Annotated in this window: 24 protein-coding genes; 8 read left to right on the top strand and 16 right to left on the bottom strand. The window is 68.7% G+C overall.

Translation table 11 applies throughout. The annotated features are described in order from the left end of the window. Positions 1-166 precede the first annotated feature (166 nt). From EL288_RS00935 to EL288_RS00910, 6 genes are all read left to right on the top strand, one after another. The gene (locus EL288_RS00935; RefSeq protein WP_033458632.1) at positions 167-1,969 is read left to right on the top strand and encodes a DNA alkylation response protein; all 1,803 of its coding nucleotides are present in this window, start codon (positions 167-169) and stop codon (positions 1,967-1,969) included. 81 nt (positions 1,970-2,050) lie between these two features. Continuing rightward, the gene (locus EL288_RS00930) at positions 2,051-3,037 is read left to right on the top strand and encodes a Bug family tripartite tricarboxylate transporter substrate binding protein (protein WP_003815708.1); all 987 of its coding nucleotides are present in this window, start codon (positions 2,051-2,053) and stop codon (positions 3,035-3,037) included. Positions 3,038-3,088: 51 nt separating this feature from the next. Beyond that, positions 3,089-5,278, top strand: a complete 2,190-nt coding sequence (locus EL288_RS00925) for an acetate--CoA ligase family protein (RefSeq protein WP_010927211.1) — start codon at positions 3,089-3,091, stop codon at positions 5,276-5,278. Continuing rightward, complete coding sequence (locus EL288_RS00920; RefSeq protein WP_033454218.1) at positions 5,275-6,072, top strand: citryl-CoA lyase; 798 nt, start codon at positions 5,275-5,277, stop codon at positions 6,070-6,072. The genes EL288_RS00925 and EL288_RS00920 overlap by 4 nt, the downstream gene beginning before the upstream one ends. Then, the gene (locus tag EL288_RS00915) at positions 6,069-6,905 is read left to right on the top strand and encodes an IclR family transcriptional regulator (protein WP_003815714.1); all 837 of its coding nucleotides are present in this window, start codon (positions 6,069-6,071) and stop codon (positions 6,903-6,905) included. Before EL288_RS00920 ends, EL288_RS00915 begins: the two co-directional genes overlap by 4 nt. Before the next feature lie 19 nt (positions 6,906-6,924). Next, positions 6,925-9,300 carry a molybdopterin-dependent oxidoreductase gene (locus tag EL288_RS00910; RefSeq protein ID WP_033458635.1) on the top strand — a complete coding sequence of 792 codons (2,376 nt, stop codon included), beginning with the start codon at positions 6,925-6,927 and terminating at the stop codon, positions 9,298-9,300. Here EL288_RS00910 and EL288_RS00905 read toward each other — a convergent pair. The 8 genes from EL288_RS00905 to EL288_RS00870 all read right to left on the bottom strand — a co-directional run bounded on the left by EL288_RS00905 (position 9,297) and on the right by EL288_RS00870 (position 17,941). Beyond that, entirely contained in the window at positions 9,297-10,178 is an 882-nt protein-coding gene (locus EL288_RS00905; protein ID WP_010929452.1) for a DMT family transporter, read from the bottom strand. The two genes, EL288_RS00910 and EL288_RS00905, sit on opposite strands and share 4 nt — an antisense overlap. A gap of 98 nt (positions 10,179-10,276) precedes the next feature. After that, complete coding sequence (locus tag EL288_RS00900) at positions 10,277-11,023, bottom strand: helix-turn-helix domain-containing protein (RefSeq protein WP_003815717.1); 747 nt, start codon at positions 11,021-11,023, stop codon at positions 10,277-10,279. Between the two features lie 21 nt (positions 11,024-11,044). Beyond that, entirely contained in the window at positions 11,045-12,106 is a 1,062-nt protein-coding gene (locus tag EL288_RS00895; protein WP_010929453.1) for a glycosyltransferase family 4 protein, read from the bottom strand. Continuing rightward, on the bottom strand, positions 12,103-13,425 hold the full coding sequence (locus EL288_RS00890; RefSeq protein WP_010927215.1) for a UDP-glucose dehydrogenase family protein: 1,323 nt from the start codon (positions 13,423-13,425) through the stop codon (positions 12,103-12,105). The genes EL288_RS00895 and EL288_RS00890 overlap by 4 nt, the downstream gene beginning before the upstream one ends. Positions 13,426-13,538: 113 nt before the next feature. After that, positions 13,539-14,924: an MFS transporter gene (locus EL288_RS00885; RefSeq protein WP_003815720.1), complete on the bottom strand. Its 1,386-nt coding sequence runs from the start codon at positions 14,922-14,924 to the stop codon at positions 13,539-13,541. Then, positions 14,921-16,294 carry a bifunctional UDP-N-acetylglucosamine diphosphorylase/glucosamine-1-phosphate N-acetyltransferase GlmU gene (glmU, locus tag EL288_RS00880; RefSeq protein WP_003815721.1) on the bottom strand — a complete coding sequence of 458 codons (1,374 nt, stop codon included), beginning with the start codon at positions 16,292-16,294 and terminating at the stop codon, positions 14,921-14,923. The genes EL288_RS00885 and glmU overlap by 4 nt, the downstream gene beginning before the upstream one ends. Positions 16,295-16,368: 74 nt before the next feature. Next, complete coding sequence (locus tag EL288_RS00875) at positions 16,369-17,082, bottom strand: PhaM family polyhydroxyalkanoate granule multifunctional regulatory protein (protein WP_003815722.1); 714 nt, start codon at positions 17,080-17,082, stop codon at positions 16,369-16,371. A 214-nt stretch (positions 17,083-17,296) separates the two neighbouring features. Beyond that, positions 17,297-17,941, bottom strand: coding sequence for a glycine zipper 2TM domain-containing protein (locus EL288_RS00870; RefSeq protein WP_003815724.1), 645 nt, complete (start codon positions 17,939-17,941; stop codon positions 17,297-17,299). Between the two features lie 127 nt (positions 17,942-18,068). Between EL288_RS00870 and EL288_RS00865 the strand changes: the two genes are divergently transcribed. Further along, positions 18,069-18,290 carry a DUF3717 domain-containing protein gene (locus EL288_RS00865; RefSeq protein WP_003815725.1) on the top strand — a complete coding sequence of 74 codons (222 nt, stop codon included), beginning with the start codon at positions 18,069-18,071 and terminating at the stop codon, positions 18,288-18,290. 171 nt (positions 18,291-18,461) lie between these two features. On the opposite strand, the gene EL288_RS00860 is transcribed toward EL288_RS00865, so the two are convergent. Genes EL288_RS00860 through EL288_RS00840 form a run of 5 tightly spaced genes read right to left on the bottom strand, consistent with a single transcriptional unit; the run spans position 18,462 to position 22,414 of the window. Continuing rightward, positions 18,462-19,064: an SCO family protein gene (locus EL288_RS00860; RefSeq protein ID WP_003815727.1), complete on the bottom strand. Its 603-nt coding sequence runs from the start codon at positions 19,062-19,064 to the stop codon at positions 18,462-18,464. A gap of 19 nt (positions 19,065-19,083) precedes the next feature. Next, positions 19,084-19,977: a heme o synthase gene (gene cyoE, locus EL288_RS00855; protein WP_003815729.1), complete on the bottom strand. Its 894-nt coding sequence runs from the start codon at positions 19,975-19,977 to the stop codon at positions 19,084-19,086. Positions 19,978-19,987: 10 nt separating this feature from the next. After that, complete coding sequence (locus EL288_RS00850) at positions 19,988-21,019, bottom strand: COX15/CtaA family protein (RefSeq protein ID WP_126621880.1); 1,032 nt, start codon at positions 21,017-21,019, stop codon at positions 19,988-19,990. A gap of 2 nt (positions 21,020-21,021) precedes the next feature. Then, positions 21,022-21,642 carry an SCO family protein gene (locus EL288_RS00845; protein WP_003815732.1) on the bottom strand — a complete coding sequence of 207 codons (621 nt, stop codon included), beginning with the start codon at positions 21,640-21,642 and terminating at the stop codon, positions 21,022-21,024. 25 nt (positions 21,643-21,667) lie between these two features. Then, positions 21,668-22,414 carry an SURF1 family protein gene (locus EL288_RS00840; protein WP_019247764.1) on the bottom strand — a complete coding sequence of 249 codons (747 nt, stop codon included), beginning with the start codon at positions 22,412-22,414 and terminating at the stop codon, positions 21,668-21,670. Positions 22,415-22,474: 60 nt separating this feature from the next. On the opposite strand from EL288_RS00840, the gene EL288_RS00835 reads away from it, so the two are divergent. After that, the gene (locus EL288_RS00835) at positions 22,475-22,675 is read left to right on the top strand and encodes a twin transmembrane helix small protein (RefSeq protein ID WP_003815736.1); all 201 of its coding nucleotides are present in this window, start codon (positions 22,475-22,477) and stop codon (positions 22,673-22,675) included. Between the two features lie 109 nt (positions 22,676-22,784). Here EL288_RS00835 and EL288_RS00830 read toward each other — a convergent pair whose 3' ends face one another. Genes EL288_RS00830 through EL288_RS24405 form a run of 3 tightly spaced genes read right to left on the bottom strand, consistent with a single transcriptional unit; the run spans position 22,785 to position 24,057 of the window. Next, positions 22,785-23,660: a cytochrome c oxidase subunit 3 gene (locus tag EL288_RS00830; RefSeq protein ID WP_003815738.1), complete on the bottom strand. Its 876-nt coding sequence runs from the start codon at positions 23,658-23,660 to the stop codon at positions 22,785-22,787. A gap of 36 nt (positions 23,661-23,696) precedes the next feature. Next, complete coding sequence (locus tag EL288_RS00825; protein ID WP_003815740.1) at positions 23,697-23,921, bottom strand: DUF2970 domain-containing protein; 225 nt, start codon at positions 23,919-23,921, stop codon at positions 23,697-23,699. 13 nt (positions 23,922-23,934) lie between these two features. After that, complete coding sequence (locus tag EL288_RS24405; RefSeq protein ID WP_003815743.1) at positions 23,935-24,057, bottom strand: cytochrome oxidase small assembly protein; 123 nt, start codon at positions 24,055-24,057, stop codon at positions 23,935-23,937. Positions 24,058-24,064 lie beyond the last annotated feature (7 nt).

The raw sequence follows: 24,064 nt of genomic DNA, 5'->3' as shown, positions 1-24,064 counted from the left end.
CTAACCTCGCCGCAATCAGGCCAAGTATTCGCATATTCGAATTGTTCATTCATAAGCATGAATACTGCGCTCAGCCGTTGATTCGATGTTCGCGGCCTGGGTACTCTTCGTTCCATCAGAACTGGCGCATACCTCGAAGCCGGTCGCATACACGGAGACAACACGCATGCCGCTGGCGAATCATGAAGTTTCACCATCACGGCCCCGCACCGCGGACGCGGCCGAATCGATTCCGAACGACTGCCGGGGCCAGAACTTCTGGCGCCTCGATCCATCGCTGCGCCAACTGCTGGCGCTTTGCGCCGATACCGAAGAGTTGCGCCATTTCACGCCGCACTTCGACCGGCTCGGCGAGCTGGCCGGCAACACGCTGGACGAACTGGCGGACGCCGCGGACAAGCATCCGCCGACGCTGGCGCCGCGCGACCGCCACGGCCGCGACGTCGACCGCATCGACTACCACCCGGCATACCGGGAAATGGAGCGGATCGCGTTCAGCGAGTTCGGCATGGCCGCGATCGGCCACAAGCCCGGCGTGCTCGGCTGGCCTGGCCACGCGTCGCCACTGATCAAGTACACGCTGACCTACCTGTTCTCGCAGGCGGAGTTCGGCTTGCTGTGCCCCGTCAATGGCAACGATGCGGCGGTCGGCATGATCCAGCGTTACGCCGACGACACACTCAAGCAACGCATGGCCGGCATGCTCAGCCAGGATATGCGTACCCTGCTGAAAATTGGCCATTTCATGACAGAGCGCACCGGCGGCTCCGACCTCGCCGGGATCGGCACCCATGCCCGGTTCGACGGGAGCGCATGGAAGATATATGGCGAGAAATGGTTCTGCAGCGCCATCGACGCCGATTACGTGCTGGTGCTGGCGCGTCCGGAAGGCGCCCCGGCGGGAACGCGCGGCCTTGGCATGTTCGTCGTCCCTCGCTTGCTGGAAGACGGCACTCGCAATCGCTACCGCATCGCGCGGCTCAAGAACAAGCTGGGCACCCGTTCGATGGCCACCGGCGAGGTCGTCTTCGACGGCGCCCTCGCCCATGCCATCGGCCAGGGCAGGGACGGCATACGGTACGCCGTCCTGCCCATCAACGCCTCGCGGCTCTCGCACGGCGTGCGCGCAGCCGGCATGATGCGCCGGTGCCTGAACGAATCCCTGCATTTCGCCCGCCGTCGCGCCGCCTTCGGCAAACCGGTGATCGCGCATCCGCTGATGAAACGCAGCCTGTTGAAGATCATGGTGCCCACCGAGCAGGCGTTGTCGGCATGCATGTTTGTTGCCTCGACGATGCACCGCGCCGGCGCGGACGATCCGCGGGACAGGAAGATCGTGCGGCTGGCCACCGCGCTGCTGAAGTTCCGAGCCTGCCGCGACAACGCGACGGTCGCCACCGCAGCGATGGAAGTGCGCGGCGGCAGCGGCTACATCGAAGAATGGATCAATGCTCGTCTGGTGCGCGATGCCCAGACCGGGCTGCTGTGGGAAGGCACCAGCAACATCAACGCGCTCGACATCGTCACCCGCGCGGTGGCCAGGGATGCCGCCCATGAGGCGTTGCGCCAGCGCCTCATGGAGCTGGCTCGCGATGCCCGCGTGCCGCCACGCCACGGCGCGGCGCTGACGCAGGCCGTAGAGGAAGCCGTCGCGCGTATCACCGCGATCGCCGCCGATCCACAGCTCGAACACCTTGCGCGGTCGGCCTCCTCGCGTCTTTATCACGTGATGACCGCCGTGCTGCTCGCCCACGAAGGCGCCATGCTGGCCGCCAGGACCGGCGATGCCCGCAGGCTGCTCCTGAGCTGGATGGTGCTGATGCATCGCATCGAACATGCCGAGCCATTCGATGGCGAGCATGCCCGGCGCGAGTCGCGCGCCGCCGACCTGCTGCTGGACGTCGACCGACCCGTGACGCTGGAAGCCCTGCACGCCGTGACCGGCATGCTCGACGCCAACGCCGCATGAACGCCTGCAAACGTATCGCCAGCAGCCACCCGTTGGCCCACGAGATTTCCGCCGCACCCATTTTCCGATCAGGAGCCATCCATGCAGAAGAAACGTAGAGCGCTGTTGTCCCTGCTTGGCGCCAGTGCGTTCCCGGCCTTGGCCGGACAGGCCTTCGGCCAGGGGCCGGCGTGGCCGACCCGCCATCTGCGCTTCATCTCCGGCGGCGCCGCGGGAGGCACCAGCGACATCGTGGCGCGCAACCTGCAGGAACCGCTGCAAAGCAAGTTCGGACAGTCCGTGGTGATCGAGAACATGCCGGGGGTCGGCGGCCTGATCGGCGCCGGCAACGCCGCGCGGGCCACCGACGGCCACACCTTCTTCGTCTCGAACCTGGCCTCCAACGTACTGAGTGTGCTGCTGTACGAGAAAGTGCCGTTCGACTGGCATACCGACCTGCCGGGCGTGGCGCGGTGCTGCACGCTGCCCAACGGCTTGTTCGTGCGCTCGGATACCGGCATCACCAGCGCGCAGCAGCTGTTCGACACGCTGCGCAAGGATCCCGAAAAACGCGTATTCAGCTCCGCGGCGATCGGCACGACCTCGCACCTTTCGTGCGTGATGCTGGGCCAGCGCCTGGGCATCGATCTGCTGCACATTCCCTTCAAGGGCGCCGCGGGCAACATGCTGGGCCTGCTGCAGGGCGATGTGTTCTTCACCATCGAGAACATTCCCACCTTCGCGGCCCTGGTCAAGGAAGGGCGCCTGCGGCTGCTGGCGGTATCCACCGCCGAGCGCTCGCCCAACTTCCCGGACGTCCCCACCATCCAGGAGTCCGGCATCGAGAATTTCGACGTCTTCTCCTGGTTCGGCATTTCGGCGGCACGCAGCACCCCGCGCGCGGCCATCGACGCCGTGGCGGCGGAGATCCTGGGCCAACTGGCCGAACCTGCCATGCAAACCCGTTTCGAGAACCTCGGGATGACCGTCGCCGGACTCGGCCCCGACGCCTACGACAAGTTCATCGCCTCCGAGATGGCCGACTGGGGAGCAACGGTCAAGGCCGCCGGCCTCAAGCCGGCCAAATAGCCAGTCCCTCCCCACCCGCGACGACTCCGACTCATCCAACGCCCCTGCCGCATGCCGACCCCATCCCAATCCCGCCGTCCCGGTTCCGGGCACACGTTGACCGCCCTGTTCGAGCCCCGCTCGGTCGCCGTCGTGGGCGCATCGGACGATCCGTCGAAAATCGGCGGCCGCCCCCTGCACCTGTTGAAGGCGGCGCGCTTCGCGCTACCGATCTACCCCGTCAATCCCGCGCGCAGCGTGGTGCAGGGACTGGACGCCTACGCCCGTATCACCGAAACGCCGACTCGGCCGGATCTGGCCATCGTCGCGGTGCCGGCGGCGCATGTCCTGGCCACATTCGACGACGTCGTTGCGGCTGGCGCGCGCGCGGCCATTGTCTACACCTCCGGCTTTGCCGAAATCGGCGCCGAGGGTGTCAAGGTACAGGCCGAATTGACGGCCCGGGCGCGCGCCAGCGGCGTGCGCGTACTGGGGCCAAACTGCCTGGGCGTGATCAACACCCGCAGCAAGCTGATCGCCACGTTCAGCGGCGCGGTGGGACATGCTCCCCCGAGGCCCGGATCCATAGGGCTGGCCAGCCAGTCCGGCGCACTGGGCGCCCACTGCCTGGTGCTGGCCGAACGCCGCGGCATCGCCTTCAGCGTCTGGGCGACCAGCGGCAACGAAAGCGACATCGATGTGGCCGAGCTGATTGCCTACATGGCGACCGACCCGGGCACCCACGTGATCGTGGCTTGCATCGAGGGCGTGCGCGACGCCGGCCGCCTGATCGAGGCGCTGGAACTGGCGCGCACGCACGGCAAGCAGATCGTGATGATGAAGGTAGGATCGTCGCCTATCGGCGCGGCCGCCGCGGCGTCGCATACGGCATCGATGGTGGGCTCCGATCAGGTCTTCGACGCCGTGCTGCGCGAGTTCGGTGTGTACCGCGCGCATTCGATCGAAGACATGTTCGACGTCGCCTATGCACTGACCGTGCACCAGAGCCCCCGCGGCCGCTCGCTGGCCGTCGTTACCACGTCGGGCGGGGTAGGCGTGCTGCTGGCCGACGAAGCCGAGCGGCTGGGCGTGGACATGCCGGAGTTGCCCGCGATCGCCCAGGCTCGCATCCGTGAATTGCTGCCCTATGCAGGCACGCGCAATCCGGTCGACGTCACCGCGCAGATCACCAACACGCCGGAGATTCTGGGGCCCATGCTCGACGCGCTGCTGGCCTCCGGGACGGTCGGCTCCTTGCTGCTTTTCCTGTCCCACCTCGGGCTGAACGCCGCGATGATGCGGCGCCTGATGCCAGCCCTGACTGCGCTCTCGAAGCGGCCGGACCCTCAGGTGCGCGTGGCTTGCCTGCTGGCCTGCGACGAGGTGCGCCAGGAACTGGAGGCCCTGGGCTTCAGTGTGTTCGAGGATCCGACCCGGGCTATCCGCACCGTGGCGGCCTTGATGGAGATTGCGGCGGCACAGGCGCAGGCGCGCCCGGCGCGGACGCTGCCGCGGCTACCCGATACCGCCCATGCCGTCACGCCTGGCATGCAATACAGCGAGACCGAGGCCAAGCGCCTGGTACGGTCGATCGGCATCCAGACCCTGCCCGAGCGTATCGCGCAGGATCCCGCCCAAGCCGCGGCAATCGCCACCGAGCTGGGCTTTCCGGTGGCGCTGAAAATCGTGTCGCCCGAGATTCTCCACAAATCGGACGTCGGCGGCGTGCAGCTCGCCGTGCAGACAGCCGACGAGGCGCGCTCCGTCTACACATCCATGATGGCGCGAGTGCGGCGCAACTGTCCGCAAGCGCGCATCGACGGCATCGCGATAGCCCCGATGGCGCGTCCCGGCGTGGATCTGATCCTGGGCTGCATCCAGGACCCGACCTTCGGGCCCTGCCTGATGCTGGGCAGCGGTGGCGTCTACACCGAGATCCTTGCCGATGCCGTGATCCGGCGGGCGCCTTTCGACGCCGCGACGGCCCGCTCGATGATCGCGCAGCTCAAAGGCGCGCCGCTGCTCGACGGTGCGCGCGGCATGCCACGCGCCGACACCGATGCCCTGGCGCAGGCCGTTGCGCTGCTTTCGGTCTACGCGTATGCCAATCGTCGCCACATCGAAAGCCTGGAGATCAATCCATTGCGGGTACTTCCCGCGGGCCAGGGCGTCGTGGCGCTGGATGCGCTGGCCACGACCGTACGGCATCCGACGGAGCCCGGCGAAGCGACGGTTTGTCCTGCACAGGAAGCGCACTCATGAACGACATGCATCACTTCACGACCGCCATCTCGAAGATCGTCAGCACGCCACAGGAAGAAGAGACCATCATCCGCGGACATCGCCTGTCCGACCTCATTCGCGAACAGCCGTTCGTGGCATCGGCCTTCCTGCTCCTGACCGGCCGGCTGCCCGACGCGGGCGAAGCGCGTACGCTGGATGCCGTGCTGACCGCGTGCGTGGACCATGGCGTGACGCCGGCGGCGGCCATCGGCCGCACCTTCGCCTCCTACGGGGCGCCCATCGCCCAGGCCATGGCGGGCGCGGCGCTGCTGTACGGCGACGTGGCCGGCGGCGTCGGCGACCCATTGGCTGCCATGATGAAGCAGGCCATCGCCGACGCCGGCGCGCGCAACGGCGCACCCGGCGAGCACGACGTCGATGCCGCCGCCGGGAACCTGGTCGCCGCGGCCCTGCGGGCCGGCGGGCGCATGCCCGGCTTCGGCAATCCGCCGCACGCCAGGGATCCGCGCCCGCGCGTCCTGCTGGAGGTAGCGCGCCGCGCCGGCACCGCGGGCATCCACTGCGAACTGCTGCTCGCGGCCGAACGCCATCTCGCCGCCGCCAAGGGCAGGGATATCCCCATCAACATCGACGGCATCGTGGCGGCCTTGGCACTCGACCTGGGATTGCCCGACGGCTGCGCCGCCGCGCTGGTGATGATCGCCAGGAAGTTCAGCGTCCTGACGCACTACCTGGAAGAAAAGGGGCAGAATACGAAGTGGCGTCATGTCCCCCAGGAGTGCGTGCACTACACCGGGCCCATGCCGTCATGATCGGCGCGCTGCGACATGCCTGCCCTGGTTCGCGCGCCGCGGCGTTCGTTCTTTCGGGTCTCCAAACCATGACCAACGAAGTCAAATCGGCCGTCCGTGTCATCCAGATCCTCGAATACTTCGACACCGTGCGCCGCGAGGCCGGCGTACTGGAGATTTCGCGCGCACTGGGTTTCCCGGCATCCAGCACGGCCGGCATCCTGCGCAGCCTGCAGCGGCTCAGCTACCTGGTCCAGGACGAGCAACGGCTCTATCGTCCGACCCCGCGCGTGACATTGCTGGGCAGCTGGATCGACCCGCTGCTCGCCCACGACGGCCCCCTGATGGCGCTGATGAGCCATTTGTCCAAGGCAACGGGCGAAACCATCATCCTGGCCCTGCAAGTGGATGCCGGCGCCCGCTACATCCACATCATTCCCTCGACGCAGCGCGTACGCCTGCATGTCAACGTCGGAGACGTACGCCCTTTGCTGACCTCCGGAACCGGCAGGCTGTTCGTCTCGACGATGGAGCCCGACCAGGTGCGGCGCGCCGTATTCCGGCACAACGCCTTGCGCGGCGCCAACGAGCCCGAGATCAATCTGTCCACCGTCACGCGCGACGCCACCCAGATACGCAAGAACGGCTATGCCACATCGCTAGACCGGCTCGTGCCAGGGGTAGGCATCATCGCGGCCTTGCTGCCGGAACGCGAAGGCACCCGGCCCATGGCGGTGGCCGTCGGCGGCCCCAGCGTGACGATACGCGCGCGCACCGCCGAACTTGCGTCGCTGCTCAGGGAGGGCATCGGGCAGTATCTCCCGCACCTGGGCAACGCAGGCGACCAATCGTAATTCCGCCAAGGATACGTCCATGAAAGAACGCGACACGAACGCGGCTCGTCCGGATGGCGAGCCACCTGTGCAATGGCGGCGGCACAGCTCGCACTGGGGAGTCTTCGACGCCGCACACACCGGCGACCGCTTGAAGGTCCGTCCGTTTGCGGGCGATCCCGATCCGAACCGCCTCATCGAGAATCTGCCGGACGCCATCCGCCATGGCGTGCGCGTTCCGGAACCGATGGTCAGGCTGGGCTGGCTGCGCGACGGCCCCGGGCCGGACACCCGGCGCGGCAGCGACGACTATGTGCCGATGTCGTGGGACGAGATACTGGATCGTCTTGCCCGTGAATTGCGCCGCGTGGTCGATCACCATGGCACCGCCGGCGTGTTTGGCGGCTCATACGGATGGTCCAGCGCGGGGCGCTTCCACCATGCGCAAAGCCAGCTGCATCGTTTTCTCAATGTCGCGTTGGGCGGCTATGTCCGCTCGGTCCATTCATACAGTTCGGGTGCCGCGCAGGTGGTGCTTCCGCACGTGGTTGGCGGCTTCGACGAAGTCACGCTGTGCAATGTCTCCTGGGAACAGATCACCCGGCATACCGACGTCGTGCTGGCATTTGGGGGCATGGCGCTGAAGAACTCGCGCGTGGCCGCCGGCGGCGTCAGCCGGCACATCGAACGCCAGGCCATGGCGCAGGCCGCTGGACGCGGCTGCCGCTTCTATACGATAGGCCCGCAACGGGACGATCTGCCCACGGAGGCGGCCGCGACCTGGCTGCCGGTGGTGCCGGGCACGGATGTCGCGCTGATGTTGGGCATCGCGCACACGCTGGTCGCAGCGGGCCTGCATGACCGGGATTTCGTCGTCGATTTCTGCGACGGCTGGCCGGTATTCGAAGACTATCTGCTCGGCCGCGCCGATGGCCTGGCCAAGAACGCGGCATGGGCAGCCGCCCTGTGCGGCATCGACGCTGCGGCCATCACGGAGCTCGCACTGGGACTGGCGGGCAAACGGGTCCTCGTGACCGTGGCCCACTCCCTGCAGCGCGCAGACCATGGCGAACAGCCGGTCTGGATGGGCCTGGTGCTCGCCGCGCTGCTGGGACAAGTGGGACTGGAAGGCGGCGGATACAGTTATGCGCTGGGCTCGATCTCCAAGTACGGGCGGCGCAAGAATGCCGTATCGATCGCGGCGCTGCCACAAGGCGCCAACCACGAGAAACGCTTCATCCCCTGCGCGCGCATCGCCGATATGCTGCTTTCGCCAGGCGAGACGTTCCCATACAACGGCAGGACGCTGCGCTACCCGCATATCCGGCTCGCGTACTGGGCCGGCGGCAATCCCTTCCACCATCACCAGGACCTCGGCCGCCTGGCCCAGGCATTCCAGCGGCTCGACACCTTCGTCGTCCACGAAATCGGCTGGACCGCGACCGCCAGGCATGCCGACATCGTCCTGCCTTGCACCATGACACTGGAGCGCGACGATATCGGCGCCTCGCCGACCGACGATCTGATGGTCGCGATGCAGCAGGTCGTCCCGCCTTACGCCGATGCCAGGAACGATTACGATATTTTCAGCGACCTGGCGCAGCGCATGGGTTGCGGCGCCGCAATGACCGAAGGGCGCTCGGCGTCCGATTGGCTGCAATGGATCTACGCGGCAACCCGCGAGCAGCTGGCAGCCAAAGGCCTCGACGCGCCGTCGTTCGACGCGTTCTGGGAGAAGGGCGAGCTCAGGCTGCCCCAGCGCCCGGACGATGGCGGCGCGCAACGGGCATTCCGGCTGGACCCTGCGGCACACCCGTTGCCCACGCCGAGCGGCCGGATACAGATCGCCTCGGCACAGATCGCGGCGTTCAGCTATGACGATTGCCCCGGGCACCCGGCCTGGCTGCCTCCCGCCGACCCCGTCTCGGCGGCCTACCCGCTCTATCTCGTCGCCAACCAGCCTGCCAACAAATTGCACAGCCAGTTCGACTACGGCGGTTACAGCCAGGCATCGAAGCGGGAGGGCCGCGAGGTCTGCACGCTGCATCCGGCGCTCGCGCGCGCCAGGGAGATCGGCGAGGGAGACATCGTGCGCATCTACAGCCCGCGCGGATCGTGCCTCGCGGCGGCGACCCTGTCCACGGATATCCGCGAGGACGTCGTGCGCCTGCCTACCGGCGCCTGGTACGACCCGGAGCAGGACGAGCGCGGGTTGCCCATGTGCGTGCACGGCAATCCCAATGCCGTGACCCGCGACGCGGGCACCTCGTCCCTGGCCCAGGGCTGCTCGGGGCAGCTGACGGCGGTGCAGATCGAAAAGTACCTGGGCCCGCTCAGGGATGTTCGCGCCTATTGCCCGCCGGCCATCGCCACGCGGCCCGGACCGCCGGGCCCGATTGCGCCGCCAGCCGGCTAGCGCCGCGTCGCCAGCCAGGCTCCCCCGATGATGGCCAGGGCCGCCAATACCGGCCCCCAGCCGGCCGCGGCGGCGCCGGTGGCGATCAGCAGCAGGGTCGAGACCAGCGGCGCGAGGTATGACAACGCGCCCAGCAGCGGCAGCGAGCCGCGCTTGGTGGCGTAATCCCAGGCGAAAAAGGCCAGCCCGACCGGGCCGATGCCCAGCCCCAGGATGGCCCACCACTGCGCTACCGACGGCGCGACGGTCTGCTCGAAGGCCAGATGGCAAAGCCCGCCGGCCAGCGCCACCACGCCGCACACGCCGCCTATCATGTCGCTGGGCACGTCGGCATAGCGGCGATTGAGCGCCGAGTATCCCGACCAGACGAACGCGCAGCCCAGGGCGGCGAGATAGCCATCGGCGCCCGCGTCCGCCCCGGGCGGGCCGCCGGCGCGCTGCCAGACCAGCAGCGCGGTGCCCGCGAAACCCAGGGCGGCGCCGGCCAGCGCGCGCCAGCGCCGCGCGCCGCCGGCCCCGCGCAGCGCGAACAGCACGATCAGCAGGGGCCAGAGATAGGCGATCAGGCTGGCTTCGGCCACCGGCGCGTTGCCCAGCGCGTAGAAGTAGAGCGCGTGGTAGCCGAAGATGCCGCCGACGGCCAGCAGCCAGGCGCCGGCCGGCGCGCGCAGCCGCCCCCAGGCGCGCCGCGCGGTCAGCAGGACGGCGCTGAGCGCGAAAGCCACGCCGAAACTGGCGGCCAGCAACTGGAACGGCGGCAGGCCCTGCGCCGTCGCGGTCATCAGGGCGAGCGACGCCCACAGCAGGATGGCCGCGACGCCAGCGCCATTGGCGGCATGGCGCGCCGGTTGCGCGCCGGGCAGGGCGGAAACGTGCATGGAAGGCGCTCCAATCAGGTTGGTCGCGCCACGCTACCCGCCCGCGCACGCCCTGTCTTGAAGCAATGGCGCGGGTTTAGGCAAAACCCGCGAAGCGTTCAGCCGCGCTGGCCGCGCCGGTACTGCAGCGGCGTCATGCCGCAGCCGGCGCGCACGGCGCGCGCCAGCGCGCTCTGGTCGGCATAGCCGGCCGCCGCGGCCACCTCGGCCAGCGGCAAGGCGGTCTGCGCCAGCAGCGCGCGGGCGCGCGCCAGGCGGCGCTGCATGACATAGCCATGCGGCCCCACGCCCAGTTCGGCGCGGCAGACCGCCTGCAGCGTGCGCTCGCTGACGCCGGCGCGGCGCGCCAGTTCGGCGACCGTGAGCGGGCGGGCCAGTTCGGCCTCGACACAGGCGCGCAGCCGCGCCAGCACCGCCGCGGGACGGGGCGGGCGCGCATCGCCCAGGGCCTGGCCCAGCAGCGCCGCCCAGTCGCGCCAACCGTCGGCCAGCCGATGCGGGGCATGCGCCGCCTGCGCGCCGGCGGCTTCGGCCAGATGCCAGGCCGCCGGCGGCAGCGGGAAGAACACCTGTTCGCCCAGGCGGTGCAAGGTATCGGTATCGAACGGGCTGGCGGCGGCGGGCAGGTCCAGCACCAGGAAAGCGGCGCCGGTATCGGCCTGGAAGGCGTGCGACTCGCCGGCCGGTACCAGCGCCCCCCAGGCGCCGGTCACGCGCCCTTCGCGGCCGGCGGCCGACAGCAGCATGCCGCCGCCGCGCGGCAGGATCAGCTGGTGATGGCAGGGATGGGCGTGGCGGCTGGTTTCGCCGCGATAGGACCGCAATCCGAATCTGGCCGTTTCCATCGCAGCGCTCCAGGGCGTCGGCTAGCGCCGCGCCAGCAATTGCTCGAATCGGGCCAGGTAGCGCCGGCCCATTTCCGTGACGTCGTGTTCGGTGCGCACGTAATCGTAGGCGCGCTGGGTGACGTCGGCGCGAAACGCCGCGTCGTCCAGGCAGCGCGCCATGCCGGCGGCCAGCGCATGATGATCGCCCACGGCGCACAGGACGCCGCGGCCGTCGGCCAGGCTTTCCTTCAGGCCGCCGGCGTCGGTCGATACCACCGGCACCCGTTGCAGGAAGGCATCCAGCACGCTGCTGCCCAGCGCCTCTTCGAGCGAGCTCATGACGAATACGTCCATGATGCTGTAGAAGTCTTCGACGCCCTTGCGAAAACCCGCGAACACGTACACGCCGTCCAGGCCCAGGGCTTGCGCCTCGGCACGCGCCTGCGCCTCGCGGTCGCCGCCCGCGCCGAAATGCAGGAACACGAAGTCCTGCCGCTGGCGCGCCAGCTCGCCGACCGCCCGCACCAGCGTCAGCGGGTCCTTGTCGTGGATCAGCGCCGCCGAGGTGGCCAGCACCTTCTTGCCTTGCAGGGCGAACTCGCGCGCCAGCCGCTCGACGTTGGCCGGATCGATGACGTGCGGCTCGACCGCGCTGCGGATGATGACCGGTTCGATGCCCAGGCGGCGCGGCTCGCCGGCGGCCATCTCGCTGATCGCCACGAACAGGTCGATCCGGCGCCATTTGAAGCCGGTCTTCCACTCCTCGCCCGGTTCGACCACGAACGAAGTGCGGCGCGAGAACGCCACCGGCCGGCGGTGCAGCGCCTTGGTCAGCACGGCCCAGGTCACGGTGTTGGCGGTCTGGGCATGGATGATGTCGTAGCTTGCGCCGGCGCTGGCCAGGAAACCCAGCTGGCCGGGCACGTTGCGCCGGCCGTGCGTGACGAAGCCTTCCTCGGCGGCGCGCGCCTGCAAGGGCCCGCCGGCGCGGCATAGCAGCTCGACATCGTGGCCGGCCTTGCGGAAGGCGCGCATGCAGTACAGCGTCTGGCGCTCGCCGCCGCGCCAGCCTTTCTCGAAGTTGAGCTGCAGTATCCTCATGCGCGGCCTATGCCCTGGTAGTCGAAGCCCTGCGCGCGCATGTCGGCCGGCACATAGAGGTTGCGCCCGTCGATGATCAGCGGCGCCTTGAGCATCTGCTTGACGCGGGTCAGGTCGGGAGCCCGGAACACCTTCCACTCGGTGGCGATCAGCAGGCCGTCGGCGCCGTCGAGCGCCTGGTACATGTCGTCGACCAGTTCGACCGCGGGGTTGTCGTCCAGCACCTTGGCGGCCTGCGGCATGGCCACCGGGTCGTAGGCCCGGATGCGCGCGCCGCGCCGCGTCAGGTCGGCGATGGTGCTCAGGCTGGGCGCTTCGCGCATGTCGTCGGTATTGGGCTTGAAGGCCAGGCCCCACAGCGCGAACGTGCGGCCCTGCAGGTCCGCGCCGTAGCGCGCGACCACCTTGTGCGCCAGCCGCAGCTTCTGCGCCTGGTTGGCCGTCTCGGCGGCCTCGATCACGCGCATGGGCAGGGCGTGCTCGCCGGCGCTGCGCATCAGCGCCTGCACATCCTTGGGGAAGCACGAGCCGCCATAGCCGATGCCCGGGTACAGGAAGTGGTAGCCGATGCGCGGATCGGCCCCGATGCCGCGCCGCACCTGTTCGATGTCGGCGCCCAGCGCCTCGGCCAGGTTGGCCATCTCGTTCATGAACGAGATGCGCGTGGCCAGCATCGCGTTGGCGGCGTACTTGGTCAGCTCGGCCGAGCGCACGTCCATCACCATCACGCGCTCGTGGGTGCGCTGGAACGGCGCATAGATGCGTCGCATGGTGTCGATGGTGTGCTCGTCGTCGGCGCCCACGATGATGCGGTCGGGGCTCATGAAGTCGTTGATCGCCGCGCCTTCCTTGAGAAACTCGGGATTGGAGGCCACGCTGAACGGCACCTCCACCCCGCGCTCGGCCAGCACTTCCTGCATGGCCGCCCGCACCTTGTCGGCGGTGCCCACCGGCACGGTGGACTTGTCCACCACCACCTTGCGGGTCGTCATGTGGCGGGCGATGCTGCGCGCCGCCGCCAATACGTACTGCAGGTCGGCCGAGCCGTCCTCGCCGGGCGGCGTGCCCACGGCGATGAACTGGACGTCGCCGAACGCCACGCTGGCGGCGATGTCGTCGGTGAACTGCAAGCGGCCGCCCGCCACGTTGCGCTTGACCAGGTCTTCCAGGCCCGGCTCGTAGATGGGTATGTGCCCTTCGCGCAGCATCGCCACCTTGGCGGCGTCCGTGTCCAGGCACAGCACCTCGTTGCCCATATCGGCCAGGCACGCGCCCGACACCAACCCGACATAGCCGGTACCAACGACTGTGATTTTCATGCCTGCAACCTCGCAATACGCGGCGTCAGCGGACCATCCGCCGCACTGCGGGCATTATAGAAGTAGTGGAGCGCCGCTCCCGCCCGGGCCGGCGCCCGCCCTGGGCGGCCCCCCTAGGCCTCGGCGCGGCGGCGCACCACGTTGACCACCACGCCCAGCGAGGCGCATACCGTGCCCAGCGCCAGGGCCAGCGTGGGCCCGTGCTGGGGATAGACGCTGAAAGCGATGGCCACCAGCGCGGTGCCGAAGCTCTGGCCGAACACCCGGGTGGTGGCCTGCACGCCGCCGGCCGCCCCGCTGCGCTGGCGCGGCGCCGACGACAGCATGGCGCGGTTGTTGGGCGTCTGGAACAGGCCGAACCCCAGCCCGGTCAGGAACATGCCGGCCATGATCCACGGGTTGGACACCGTGGTCGGCAGCAGGGTCAGGCAGGCCATGCCCAGCGCCATGATGCCGGCCCCCGCGCCGCTCAGCGTCGAGGCCGCGTAACGGTCGGACAGCCGCCCGGCCACCGGCGCCACCACGGCGGTGCCCACCGGCCAGGCCGCCATCAGCAGGCCGATCTGCAGGTAGGGGCGTTCAAGCACCTGCTGGAAATAGAAGGGCAGTGCCACGTACGAGGCCATCTGCGCGGCGAAGGTACAGGCCGAGGCGGCCACGGCGTACGCCACTGCCTGGATGCGCAACAGGTCCACCGGCACCAGCGGCGCCGTCTGGCCGCTGGCGCGCCGCACCAGCAGCCAGCCGATGGCCACGGCCACGGCGATCATCCCGATGCCGCGCAGCACGTCGTGCCCCAGCAGGTCCACGCCGGAAATGAAAATGCCCAGCGTCAGCATGGCCAGCAGCGCGCTCAGCCAATCCAGCGGCATCTTGTTGCGCGGCACCTCGGGCAGGAAACGCAGGCCGCACATGATGACGATGCCGATGGGCAGGTTGACGGCGAAAATCCAGCGCCACGACGCCACCGACAGGATCAGCGAACCCAGCGTCGGCCCCAGCACCGACATGACGGCCACCGTCGTGGCGTTGATGCTGATGCCGCGGCCCAGCATGCGCAGGGGGTAGATGTTGCGCACCAGCCCGCCGAACATGCACATCAGCGTCGCCGCCCCCACGCCCTGGCAGACCCGCGCCAGCGTCAGGTGCCATAGCTGCCCGGCGAAGACACAGGCCAGCGACGACAGGGTGAACAGCAGCAGGCCGAAGGTGAACATGCGCCGGAAGCCCACGCGCTCGGCCAGCGCCGACATGGGCAGCAGCATGACCACCACCGCGACGTTATAGGCGTTGATCACCCACACGGCATCGGAAGGCGCGGCATTCAGGTCGCGCGCGATCGTCGGCAGCGCCACGTTGGCGATGGTGGCATCGAGCACCGCCAGGCTCATGCCGGTCAGGACCGTGGCGGCGGCCCAATACCGGCGCGGCGTGGGCAGCCCGTCGGGCGGCGAGTTGCGGGAGCCGCACCGGGCGGCGGACGCATCCTCGCCGATCACGATTTCTTGACCGGGCGCTTCCAGCCTTCGATGGTGCTCTGGCGCGCCCGCGAAATCGTCAACTGCCCGGCCGGCGCATCCTTGGTGAGCGTCGTGCCGGCCCCCAGGGTCGCGCCCTTGCCCACGCGCACCGGGGCCACCAGCTGGGTATCGGAACCGATGAAGGCATCGTCCTCGATCACCGTGCGATGCTTGTTCACGCCGTCGTAGTTGCAGGTGATCGTGCCCGCGCCGACATTGACGCGCGCACCGATGTCGGCATCGCCGATATAGGCCAGGTGGTTGGCCTTGCTATCGGCCTGCAGCACGCTGTTCTTGATCTCGACGAAGTTGCCCACATGCGAGCGCTCGCCCAGGTCGGCGCCGGGACGCAGCCGCGCATACGGGCCGACCACGGCTTCCTGGCCCACCTTGGCCTGCTGCAGGTGCGAGTATGCCTCGATGCGCGCGCCGGCCTGCACGGCCACGTCGCGCAGCACGCAGTGCGGGCCCACCCGCACGCCGTCGCCCAGCGTAACCGTACCCTCGAACACGCACCCCACGTCGATGAACACGTCGCGGCCACAGCTCAGCGTGCCGCGCACGTCGAAGCGGGCCGGATCGGCCAGGGTGACGCCGGCCTCCAGCTGGCGGCGCGCCAGCTCGCTTTGCCAGGCGCGCTCCAGCTGGGCCTGCTGCACGCGGCTGTTCACGCCCAGGGTCTCCCAGCTGGCGCCAGGCTGCGCGGCGCCCACCGGCACGCCGTCGCCCACCGCCAGGCCGATCACGTCGGTCAGGTAGTACTCGCCCTGGGCGTTGTCATTGGTGATGCGGCCCAGCCAGTCCTTCAGGCGCGCCGTGGGCGCGGCCAGGATGCCGGTGTTGACTTCCTTGATGGCGCGCTCGGCCTCGCTGGCGTCCTTGTGCTCGACGATGCGGCACACCTGGCCCTGCGCATCGCGCACGATGCGGCCGTAGCCGGTCGAATCGGCCAGCACCTCGGTCAGCACGGCGACGCCGCGGCCGCGCGCCTGCAGCAGGTTCTGCAAGGTGGCCGGCTGCACCAGCGGCACGTCGCCATAGAGCACCAGGGTGACGTCGTCCTCGCCATCGCCTTCCAGCAATTGCGGCACCGCCTGCTGCACGGCATGGCCGGTGCCATGCTGCGGCTGCTGCAGCGCGAACTGCAGGCCGGGCAGGCCCTCGAAGGCCGCCTTGACGCGATCGGCGCCGTGTCCGACCACCACGATGATGCGCGCCGGCTGCAACTGCCGCGCGCTGCCGATGACGTGATCGAGCATGGGCCGGCCGGCCAGGGTATGCAGCACCTTGGGAAGATCGGACTGCATGCGCTTGCCCAGTCCGGCGGCGAGTATCACTACATTAAGCATAGAAATCTGAGATATCCAAAGTCAGTAAACGCGAAGGTTCGATAAGCGCGACGATTCCAGGACGTGCCGGCGCGCTACGGCTTGTCCGCCGCGCCCTTGGCGGGCGCCCGCTTGCGCGGCGCCCGCGGCTTGGCGGCGCTCTTGCGCGCCGCCTTGGGCTTGCCGGCGGCGGCGGGCGGGGCATCCGCCGCGCCCGGCGGCGGCGTTTCGCCCGCCGGGGCCTGCATCGACGCGGCCGTGGCCGCGGCCAGGTTGTTGAATTGCTGCTGCATCAGGTCCCACCAGGCCTGCGACGCCGACTGGGCCGCCGCGTTGATGGAGGGAGGAACGGCGCCAGCTTCCGCAGCCGGCGCGGCGGCCTGGCCACCCGCTTGGCCGGTCGGCGCGCCGCCGCCCTGCGGCGCCGGCTTCAGGCCCAGCGCCACTTCCAGCGGCGAAGCGCCGCCCGCGGCCTCGTCGGCGCCGACCGACGACACGCTGTCGACGAACGAGCGCAAGGTGGCAATGGTGGCGCGCTGCACCTCCAGCCCCTGGATCGAGCTCGACAGCATCGACAGGTTCAGGCGCAGCCAGTTCTCGACGCTGCGCAGTTCGTTGATCCGGCGGTCGAGGTCTTCCAGGTTCATGGGCACCGCCATGGGCAAGGCCTGGGTCAGGCCGCCCGGGCCCGCCAGCCCGGCCCACGCCTGGCGCATCATTTCCATGCTCGCCAACAGGGGATTGCCGGACAGATCCGAATTCTGGCCCATCCCGGGCAGCACGAACGGATTGGTGTGCGAGTCGCTCATTCGGTCTCCTGCGATGGCTGGGCGCGCCGGCCCGTTATCGACATGCGGCGGGCCGGTATGCGACCCGCATTATCGCTGCCCGATATTACGCTCGATTCCAGCCCCTGCCAAAACGCCGGATGACCTACGCCGCTGGCCGCAAGTCTGCCACGGAACGGCCGCTCGCCATGCTGCGAATTCTTTGCACCTGTATCCGGGCGCGCCGGCCGCGCGCTCAACCCGGCAGCAGCTGGTCGTTCTCGACCCGCACCCGGTCGCCCGAGGCGAACGCGAAGGGCTGGGCGCTGCGGAACTGGCGCCGGCTGCCATCGCTCATGCGCACGGTCAGCTCATAATGCGTCACCGTCTGTTGCTCACGGATATTGCGCTCGACTTCACGGCCAGCCAGCGCGCCGCCCACCGCGCCCAGCACGGTCAGGGCGTCGCGCCCGTGGCCGCCGCCGAACTGGTTGCCCACCACGCCGCCGACCACGCCGCCGGCGACCGTGCCGATCAGATGGTTGCTGTCATCGCGCACCGGCACCTGCACGGTGCGGATGCCCTCGACCACGCCGCAGGTGGCGCAGGCCGGCGCGCCCGCCTGGGCGGGCTGCTGGGCAGGTTGCGCCGATTGGGCCGGCTTCTGGGCCTGCTTGGGCGCCTGCTGCGGCGCGGAAGCCACATTGGCGGCCTCCGGCCCGGCCAGCGCGGCCTCTTGCGCCGAGGCGGCCGCCTGCGGCGACGACCCGGCCGACAGGTTGGGCAAGACCCCCGTCATGGCCGCCACGGCGACGGCGCTGAGAATGATGACGGAAACGGCCGCGGCGCCCAGCAACGGGTGCAGCCTGCGCCTGGGCGCGGATTCTGAGGGACGATTCATGTCGGTTCTCCGGCAACGACTACGGCCCGTTGTATAGCACCGCCGCCGCGTTTCCGCGTATTGCGATGGTGACCCTTTGCAAAGAATACGCCATTCGCCGCGCTGGCAATTCTGGGACAATGCCACGATGGATACGCCGATCACCCTGCCCGAGCTGGAACAAGCCATCAACTACTGGCGCCACCGCGCGCCCTCGCAGGGCGACGAGTCCCGCCTTTGCGCCCAGGCCGCCGCGCTGGCCACCCCCTATGCGCTGATGATCATCGGCCATCGCCGCGACATCACCCCCGCCGAGCTGAGCCAGGCCGCCCGCGCCGCCTACCAGGCGTGGCTGGACAGCCGGAAATAAGGCGCGCGGCCGGGCGCTTTGGGCGTCCACGGGTATCGGCCCCCCCATGCGGGGACAGATACCGTCTTGGCAGTCAACCGTTCATGGCGTAGCGCGGTGTGCCTGTCCCAGTGGGGACAGGCACACCCTGCCACAGATGTCAGTCCTCATGCGGGGATGGACACCCCGCGTCTACAGCAAGGCCTTGATGTCGTGCGCCAGCGCTTCGGCGCCGGCGGTATTGGTGGCCAGTACGCGCGATTCGCCCTTGCCGTCGAACAGGTAGAAGGCGGCGGTATGGTCCATGGTGTAGTTGGCCCCGTCCTGGGTCGGGACCTTGGCGTAATAGGCCTTGAACGACGCGGCGGCCTGCTTGATCTGCTCGGGCGTGCCGGTCAGGCCCAGGAAGCGCGGATCGAACGTCGTCACGTACTGCTTGAGTATTTCAGGCGTGTCGCGCTCGGGGTCCACGGTGACCAGCAGCACCTGCACGCGGTCGGCGTCCGGCCCGAGCTGCTTCATGACCTGCGACAGCTCGGCCAGCGAGGTCGGGCAGACGTCGGGGCACTGGGTGAAACCGAAGAACACCACCACCGCCTTGCCGGCGAAGTCCTGCAGGGTGCGCGGCTTGCCGTTGTGGTCGACCAGCGCCAGCTTCTTGCCCAGTTGCGTGCCGGTGATATCGCTGCCCTTGAAGGCCGGCGCGCTTTCGCCGCAGGCGGCCAGCAGCGCGGCCACGCCCATCGCGGCTACGGCTTGCAGCGCACGGCGGCGTGCGGAAGTAAAGGCGAACATCGAAACAACCCTCCTACAGTCAGCGCAGCAGGCCGACCCAGTGATCGATCAGCAGCGCGCCGAACAGCAGCGCCAGGTACAGGATCGAGAAGCGGAACAGGCGGCGCGCCAGCGCATCGCTGTATTCGCGATACAGGCGCCAGGCATACCAGACGAACATGCCGCCCAGGGCCAGCGCGCTGGCCAGGTACAGCGCGCCGCTCATGCGGATGGCGTACGGCAGCAAGGTGGTGGCGAGCAGGGCGAAGCTGTAGAGCAGGATATGCAGCCGCGTGAATTGCTGGCCGTGCGTCACCGGCAGCATGGGCAGGCCGGCCTTGATGTAGTCGTTGTTGCGGTACAGCGCCAGCGCCCAGAAATGCGGCGGGGTCCAGATGAAGATGATGAGCACCAGGACCCAGGCCTCGGCCGGCACGGAATCGGCCACCGCGGCCCAGCCCAGGGCCGGCGGCATGGCGCCCGACAGGCCGCCGATCACGATGTTCTGCGGCGTGCGCGGCTTGAGGATGACGGTGTAGATGATGGCGTAGCCGACGAAGGTGGCGAAGGTCAGCCACATGGTCAGCGGGTTGACCAGGTGGTACAGCACCAGCATGCCCGCGCCGCCCAGCAGGCCCGACAGGCTCAGCACCTGGATGTCGGAGATGGTGCCGCGCGCCGTCGCGCGCCGCGCGGTGCGCAGCATGCGGGCGTCGACCTCCTGCTCGATCAGGCAGTTGATGGCGAATGCCGCGGCGGCCAGCAGCCAGATGCCCAGGGTGCCAAACACCACGTGGCTCAGATCCGGCATGCCAGGCGCGGCCAGGAACATACCGATCACCGCGCAGAATACCGCCAGCTGCGTGACACGCGGCTTGGTCAGGACGAGGTATTGGCGCAGCAATCCGGTTTGGGGGGCAGCAAGACTGGACATGGTCGCTATTCTAAACGCGATCGAATTGGGGCCGGACCACCCCGGCGGCTTGCGGCGCGTCGGCCAGGCGCACCAGGATGACCACGACGGCCAGGGTCAGCCCGGCCGCCCCGCCATTGTGCAACACCGCGATCAGCAGCGGCCACTGGAAGAAGATGGTGGTCAGCCCGGTGAACAGCTGGGCCGCCAGCAGCGCCAGCATCAGCGTGGCCGGCCCGCGCAGGCCCGGCTCGCCGCGCAGGCGCCAGGCCAGCACGCCGACGTAGGCGAACACCACGAAAGCGAAATTGCGATGCGTCCAGTGGATGGCGGTCAGCGCGTGCTGGGAAATCATTTCCCCCGAGGGCAGCTCGCCCAACGCGCGAATCAGCGAAAAACCGCCATGGAAATCCATCTCCGGCAGCAACTGGCCATGGCAAGTCGGGAAGTCCATGCAGGCCAGCGCCGCGTAATTGGTGCTGACCCAGCCGCCCAGGGTGATCTGCGCCAGCAGCAGCAGAAACCCGACCGTCATCCACGGCCGCCAGCGCCGTGCCTGCGGCGACAGGGGCGCGTGCGGCCGTTCGCGCGCCGACAGCCAGGTCATCAGCGACAGCACCAGCAGGCCGAACACCAGGTGCGCGGTCACCACCACCGGCATCAGCTTGTGGGTCACCGTCCAGGCGCCGAACGCGCCCTGCACGCACACCGCGATCAGCGCGCCGACGGCCAGGGCCGGCGAGCGGCCCAGCTCGCGCCGGTAGCGCCAGGCCATCCAGACGATGGCGATGATCAGCATGCCCAGGAAGGCGCCGACGTAGCGGTGGATCATCTCGATCCAGGCCTTGGACAGAGTGACCGGCCCGAACGGCATGCTGCTGGCGGCCTGATGGATGTCGGACATGGCGCCCAATGGAGTCACGCTGCCGTAACAGCCCGGCCAGTCGGGGCAACCCAGCCCGGAATCGGTCAGGCGCACGAAGGCGCCGAACATGATGAGGTCCAGCGTCAGGAACCAGGTGAAGAAGACGAGTTTGCGATAGCGCTGCTTGATGCGGTCCATGGTCAGCCGATGCGCGAGTTGTACAGAAGCCTGCTGATGTCCTTGCGCACCTTGACGCCATCGGCGTCGGGAGGGAACTGCAACATCAGGTTGCCCAGCGGGTCGATGACCCACATGGGCCCGAGCAGGGCCGCCGGCGCGGCGGCGTCCTGCCCCAGCAGATAGCGACCCAGCTGTTCGGGACGGGCGCGCAGCATCAGGGTGCCGCGATAGGCGTCCAGCACTTTCTGCGGCACCTCCCCGTCGTCGGTGATGAACCAGACGCGCTGCACGCGGTCGACGTTCTTGCCCTGGCTGGCGTGGCTGTTGCGGGTGATGAACAGCTTGCGGGCGCAAGATTCGGGGCAGGCGGCCTGGTCGGCCACGCCCAGCAGCCACTTGCCCTTGAGCCCGGCGGGGTCGAACGGCTTGCCGTCCAGGGTGGTCAGCTGCAGCTGCTGCGCCGTCGGCATGGGCCGCTGCGGCTGCACCAGCGTGCCGTAGTTGCTGCTGTCCTCGGGCCACCACTGGGGATTGTTGTACACGATGACGGCCGCCAGCACGGGGGCCAGCGCGCACAGGAACACCAGCACCAGGGGCAGCATCGAGCGCTTGGGCGCGGAAGGAGCAAAAGAGCGGGCCACGTATGTTTTCCTGTATCGGGAGGGATCAAGCCTGGCGCCGGCGCCGCCAGGCGCGCGCGGCCACGACCAGCCAGGCGATGGCGGCGATGCCGGCAAACGCGAACCATTGCATGGCATAGCCGATGTTCTGGTTGTAATCGACCGAGGGCTGCGGCCAGTCGCGCGCCAGGCCGTCGTTGTGCTCGCCGGTCTGCATCAGCACCGTCGGCAGCAGCGTCAGGCCGCTGGCGCGCGCGTAGTCGTCGAGCTGCAGGTTCTGCACCACCGGCGGCAGCGCCCCGGATGCCGGCAAGGTGTCGGGCAGCTTGCCGGCGCGCGCGTCGCCGAACGACCACAATTCGAACAACCTGGGCACGCGCGGCATCAGTTCGCCGGTGACCGCCTGCGGGCCAGCCGGCGGCGCCGGCACCGAAAGCGTCTGGCCGGCGCCCAGCGCGCGCGGCAGCCAGCCGCGCAACACCAGCACGGCCGCCCCGCCGGCGTGCAGCCGCAGCGGCGTGGCCAGCCAGTAACCGGGCCGCCCGCCATGGTTGCGATTCTCCAGCAGTACACTGAACTGCGGCAGCCATTGGCCCTCGGCGCTGGCGGCGCGCCATGCGGTCAGCTGCGGCGCCGGCGTATCGGGCGCCAGGGCCAGCGGCGCCAGCGCGCGCCCGCCCTCGATGGCGGCCAGCACGGCGCGGCGCTCGTCGGCGCGATGCAGCTGCCAGCGTCCCAACGATGCGAGAATGGCGGCCGCGATACCCAACAGCAACAAGGCTGCCAAGGTCAATTTCCACGAGTGCGGTCGAGCCATGTCTGCAATAATTTCCGTTTTGCGCCGGAGGCCTGCATGCGCGTCATAGTCATAGTGGCCTTCATCGGTATTCTCGCCAGCCTGGCATCCGCCCTGGTCTACCTGATGAAGGACAAAGGCAGTACCAACCGCACGGTCAATGCGCTGACGGTGCGCATCGGGCTGTCGGTTGCCCTGTTCCTGTTCGTGCTGCTGGCCCATCACCTGGGCTGGATAGAAAGCACGGGATTGAGATAGCGCACGGCGGCGCGAGTTCCCGCGGCCGCGCCCTGCATGATAGCCCTGCCGGCGAACGAATGCCCCCTTGCGGGGGCATTCGTCGTCAAGGCTCGCTGCGGCGGCGGGTCTAGAACCAGTACACGAACAGGTACAGGCCCAGCCACACCACGTCGACGAAGTGCCAGTACCAGGCCGCGCCCTCGAAGCCGAAATGGTTGTCGGCGGTGAAGTGGCCGCGGATCAGGCGGATCAGGATCACGGTCAGCATGGTGGCGCCCACGATCACGTGAAAGCCGTGAAAGCCCGTCAGCATGTAGAACAGCGACCCATACGCGCCCGAATTGAACTTCAGGTTCAGGTCGGCATAGGCATGGATGTACTCGGCGGCCTGACAGGCCACGAAGATGAAGCCCAGCGTCACCGTCGCGAACAGCCAGAAGATGGCCTTGCCGCGCAGGTTCTCGCGCAGCGCGTGGTGCGCGATGGTCAGCGTCACGCCCGAGGACAGCAGCAGGGCGGTGTTGATGGTGGGCAGCCAGAACGGGCCGACCGTCTGGAAGTGCTCGACCACGCCGGCCGGGCCGAAGTTGGGCCAGGTGGCGTTGAAGTCGGGCCACAGCAGCAGCTTGTGGTCCAGGTCACCCAGCCAGGGCGTGGTGATGGTGCGCACATACCAGAGCGCGCCGAAGAAACCGGCGAAGAACATCACTTCCGAGAAGATGAACCAGCTCATCCCCCAGCGGTACGACGCGTCGATACGCTTGCTGTACAAGCCGCTCTCGGACTCCTGGATGGCGTCGCCGAACCAGAAGTACAGGGTGAGGAACAGGCCGATCACGCCGGCCAGCACCACCCACTTGCCCCACACGGCGCCATTGACCCAACCGGCCGCGCCCAGGCCCATGGCCAACAGTGCCAAGGCGGTCCGCACGGGGTGCCCGGAATCTGCAGGCACGTAGTAGTACGGGGCCTCTTTGCCTTGAACCGAGTGGCTCGCACTCATGGTCTTCTCCCTGGTACAGATTGTTGAATTATTGCTTCATGCCAGGCCGGCGACGGCCCAGCGCACGATCGCCACCAGGGCGATCACGAAAATTGCAGCAGCCAGCAGGCCGGCCACGATGACATGCACCGGATTCAGCCTGGCGATGTCGTCCTGGTAGCCCGCACCCTTGCGCACCCCGAAAAAGCCCCACAGCACGGCTTTCATGGTCTGGAAAAAGCTCAGCTTGCGCTGGCTGAGCTTGTGCAGGTCGTCGGTCATGTCATGCCCTCCGTCAGCCCGTCACGCCGGCAAACAGCACGGCGCCGCGGATAAAAGTCCAGACGAACACCGCCGCGACCAGCGCCAACAGGATGAGGGCGACGTTGCGATTGCGGCGGCGTTGTTCAGGAGTCATGTTACTG

The sequence above is a fragment of the Bordetella bronchiseptica genome, assembly GCF_900636925.1.
GTDB lineage: Bacteria > Pseudomonadota > Gammaproteobacteria > Burkholderiales > Burkholderiaceae_B > Bordetella > Bordetella pertussis.
This window is presented reverse-complemented; position numbering and strand designations above follow the sequence as displayed.

What these genes read in the sequence shown, in the direction of transcription:
- EL288_RS00935 (WP_033458632.1), top strand. Translation starts at nt 167, where the DNA reads ATGCCGCTGGCGAATCATGAAGTTTCACCATCACGGCCCCGCACCGCG.
- EL288_RS00900 (WP_003815717.1), bottom strand. Translation starts at nt 11,023, where the DNA reads ATGGAAACGGCCAGATTCGGATTGCGGTCCTATCGCGGCGAAACCAGC.
- EL288_RS00915 (WP_003815714.1), top strand. Translation starts at nt 6,069, where the DNA reads ATGATCGGCGCGCTGCGACATGCCTGCCCTGGTTCGCGCGCCGCGGCG.
- EL288_RS00925 (WP_010927211.1), top strand. Translation starts at nt 3,089, where the DNA reads ATGCCGACCCCATCCCAATCCCGCCGTCCCGGTTCCGGGCACACGTTG.
- cyoE (WP_003815729.1), bottom strand. Translation starts at nt 19,977, where the DNA reads ATGTCCAGTCTTGCTGCCCCCCAAACCGGATTGCTGCGCCAATACCTC.
- EL288_RS00870 (WP_003815724.1), bottom strand. Translation starts at nt 17,941, where the DNA reads ATGAATCGTCCCTCAGAATCCGCGCCCAGGCGCAGGCTGCACCCGTTG.
- EL288_RS00905 (WP_010929452.1), bottom strand. Translation starts at nt 10,178, where the DNA reads ATGCACGTTTCCGCCCTGCCCGGCGCGCAACCGGCGCGCCATGCCGCC.
- EL288_RS00875 (WP_003815722.1), bottom strand. Translation starts at nt 17,082, where the DNA reads ATGAGCGACTCGCACACCAATCCGTTCGTGCTGCCCGGGATGGGCCAG.
- EL288_RS00865 (WP_003815725.1), top strand. Translation starts at nt 18,069, where the DNA reads ATGGATACGCCGATCACCCTGCCCGAGCTGGAACAAGCCATCAACTAC.
- EL288_RS00930 (WP_003815708.1), top strand. Translation starts at nt 2,051, where the DNA reads ATGCAGAAGAAACGTAGAGCGCTGTTGTCCCTGCTTGGCGCCAGTGCG.
- EL288_RS00830 (WP_003815738.1), bottom strand. Translation starts at nt 23,660, where the DNA reads ATGAGTGCGAGCCACTCGGTTCAAGGCAAAGAGGCCCCGTACTACTAC.
- glmU (WP_003815721.1), bottom strand. Translation starts at nt 16,294, where the DNA reads ATGCTTAATGTAGTGATACTCGCCGCCGGACTGGGCAAGCGCATGCAG.
- EL288_RS00910 (WP_033458635.1), top strand. Translation starts at nt 6,925, where the DNA reads ATGAAAGAACGCGACACGAACGCGGCTCGTCCGGATGGCGAGCCACCT.
- EL288_RS00890 (WP_010927215.1), bottom strand. Translation starts at nt 13,425, where the DNA reads ATGAAAATCACAGTCGTTGGTACCGGCTATGTCGGGTTGGTGTCGGGC.
- EL288_RS00825 (WP_003815740.1), bottom strand. Translation starts at nt 23,921, where the DNA reads ATGACCGACGACCTGCACAAGCTCAGCCAGCGCAAGCTGAGCTTTTTC.
- EL288_RS00835 (WP_003815736.1), top strand. Translation starts at nt 22,475, where the DNA reads ATGCGCGTCATAGTCATAGTGGCCTTCATCGGTATTCTCGCCAGCCTG.
- EL288_RS00860 (WP_003815727.1), bottom strand. Translation starts at nt 19,064, where the DNA reads ATGTTCGCCTTTACTTCCGCACGCCGCCGTGCGCTGCAAGCCGTAGCC.
- EL288_RS24405 (WP_003815743.1), bottom strand. Translation starts at nt 24,057, where the DNA reads ATGACTCCTGAACAACGCCGCCGCAATCGCAACGTCGCCCTCATCCTG.
- EL288_RS00895 (WP_010929453.1), bottom strand. Translation starts at nt 12,106, where the DNA reads ATGAGGATACTGCAGCTCAACTTCGAGAAAGGCTGGCGCGGCGGCGAG.
- EL288_RS00850 (WP_126621880.1), bottom strand. Translation starts at nt 21,019, where the DNA reads ATGGACCGCATCAAGCAGCGCTATCGCAAACTCGTCTTCTTCACCTGG.
- EL288_RS00920 (WP_033454218.1), top strand. Translation starts at nt 5,275, where the DNA reads ATGAACGACATGCATCACTTCACGACCGCCATCTCGAAGATCGTCAGC.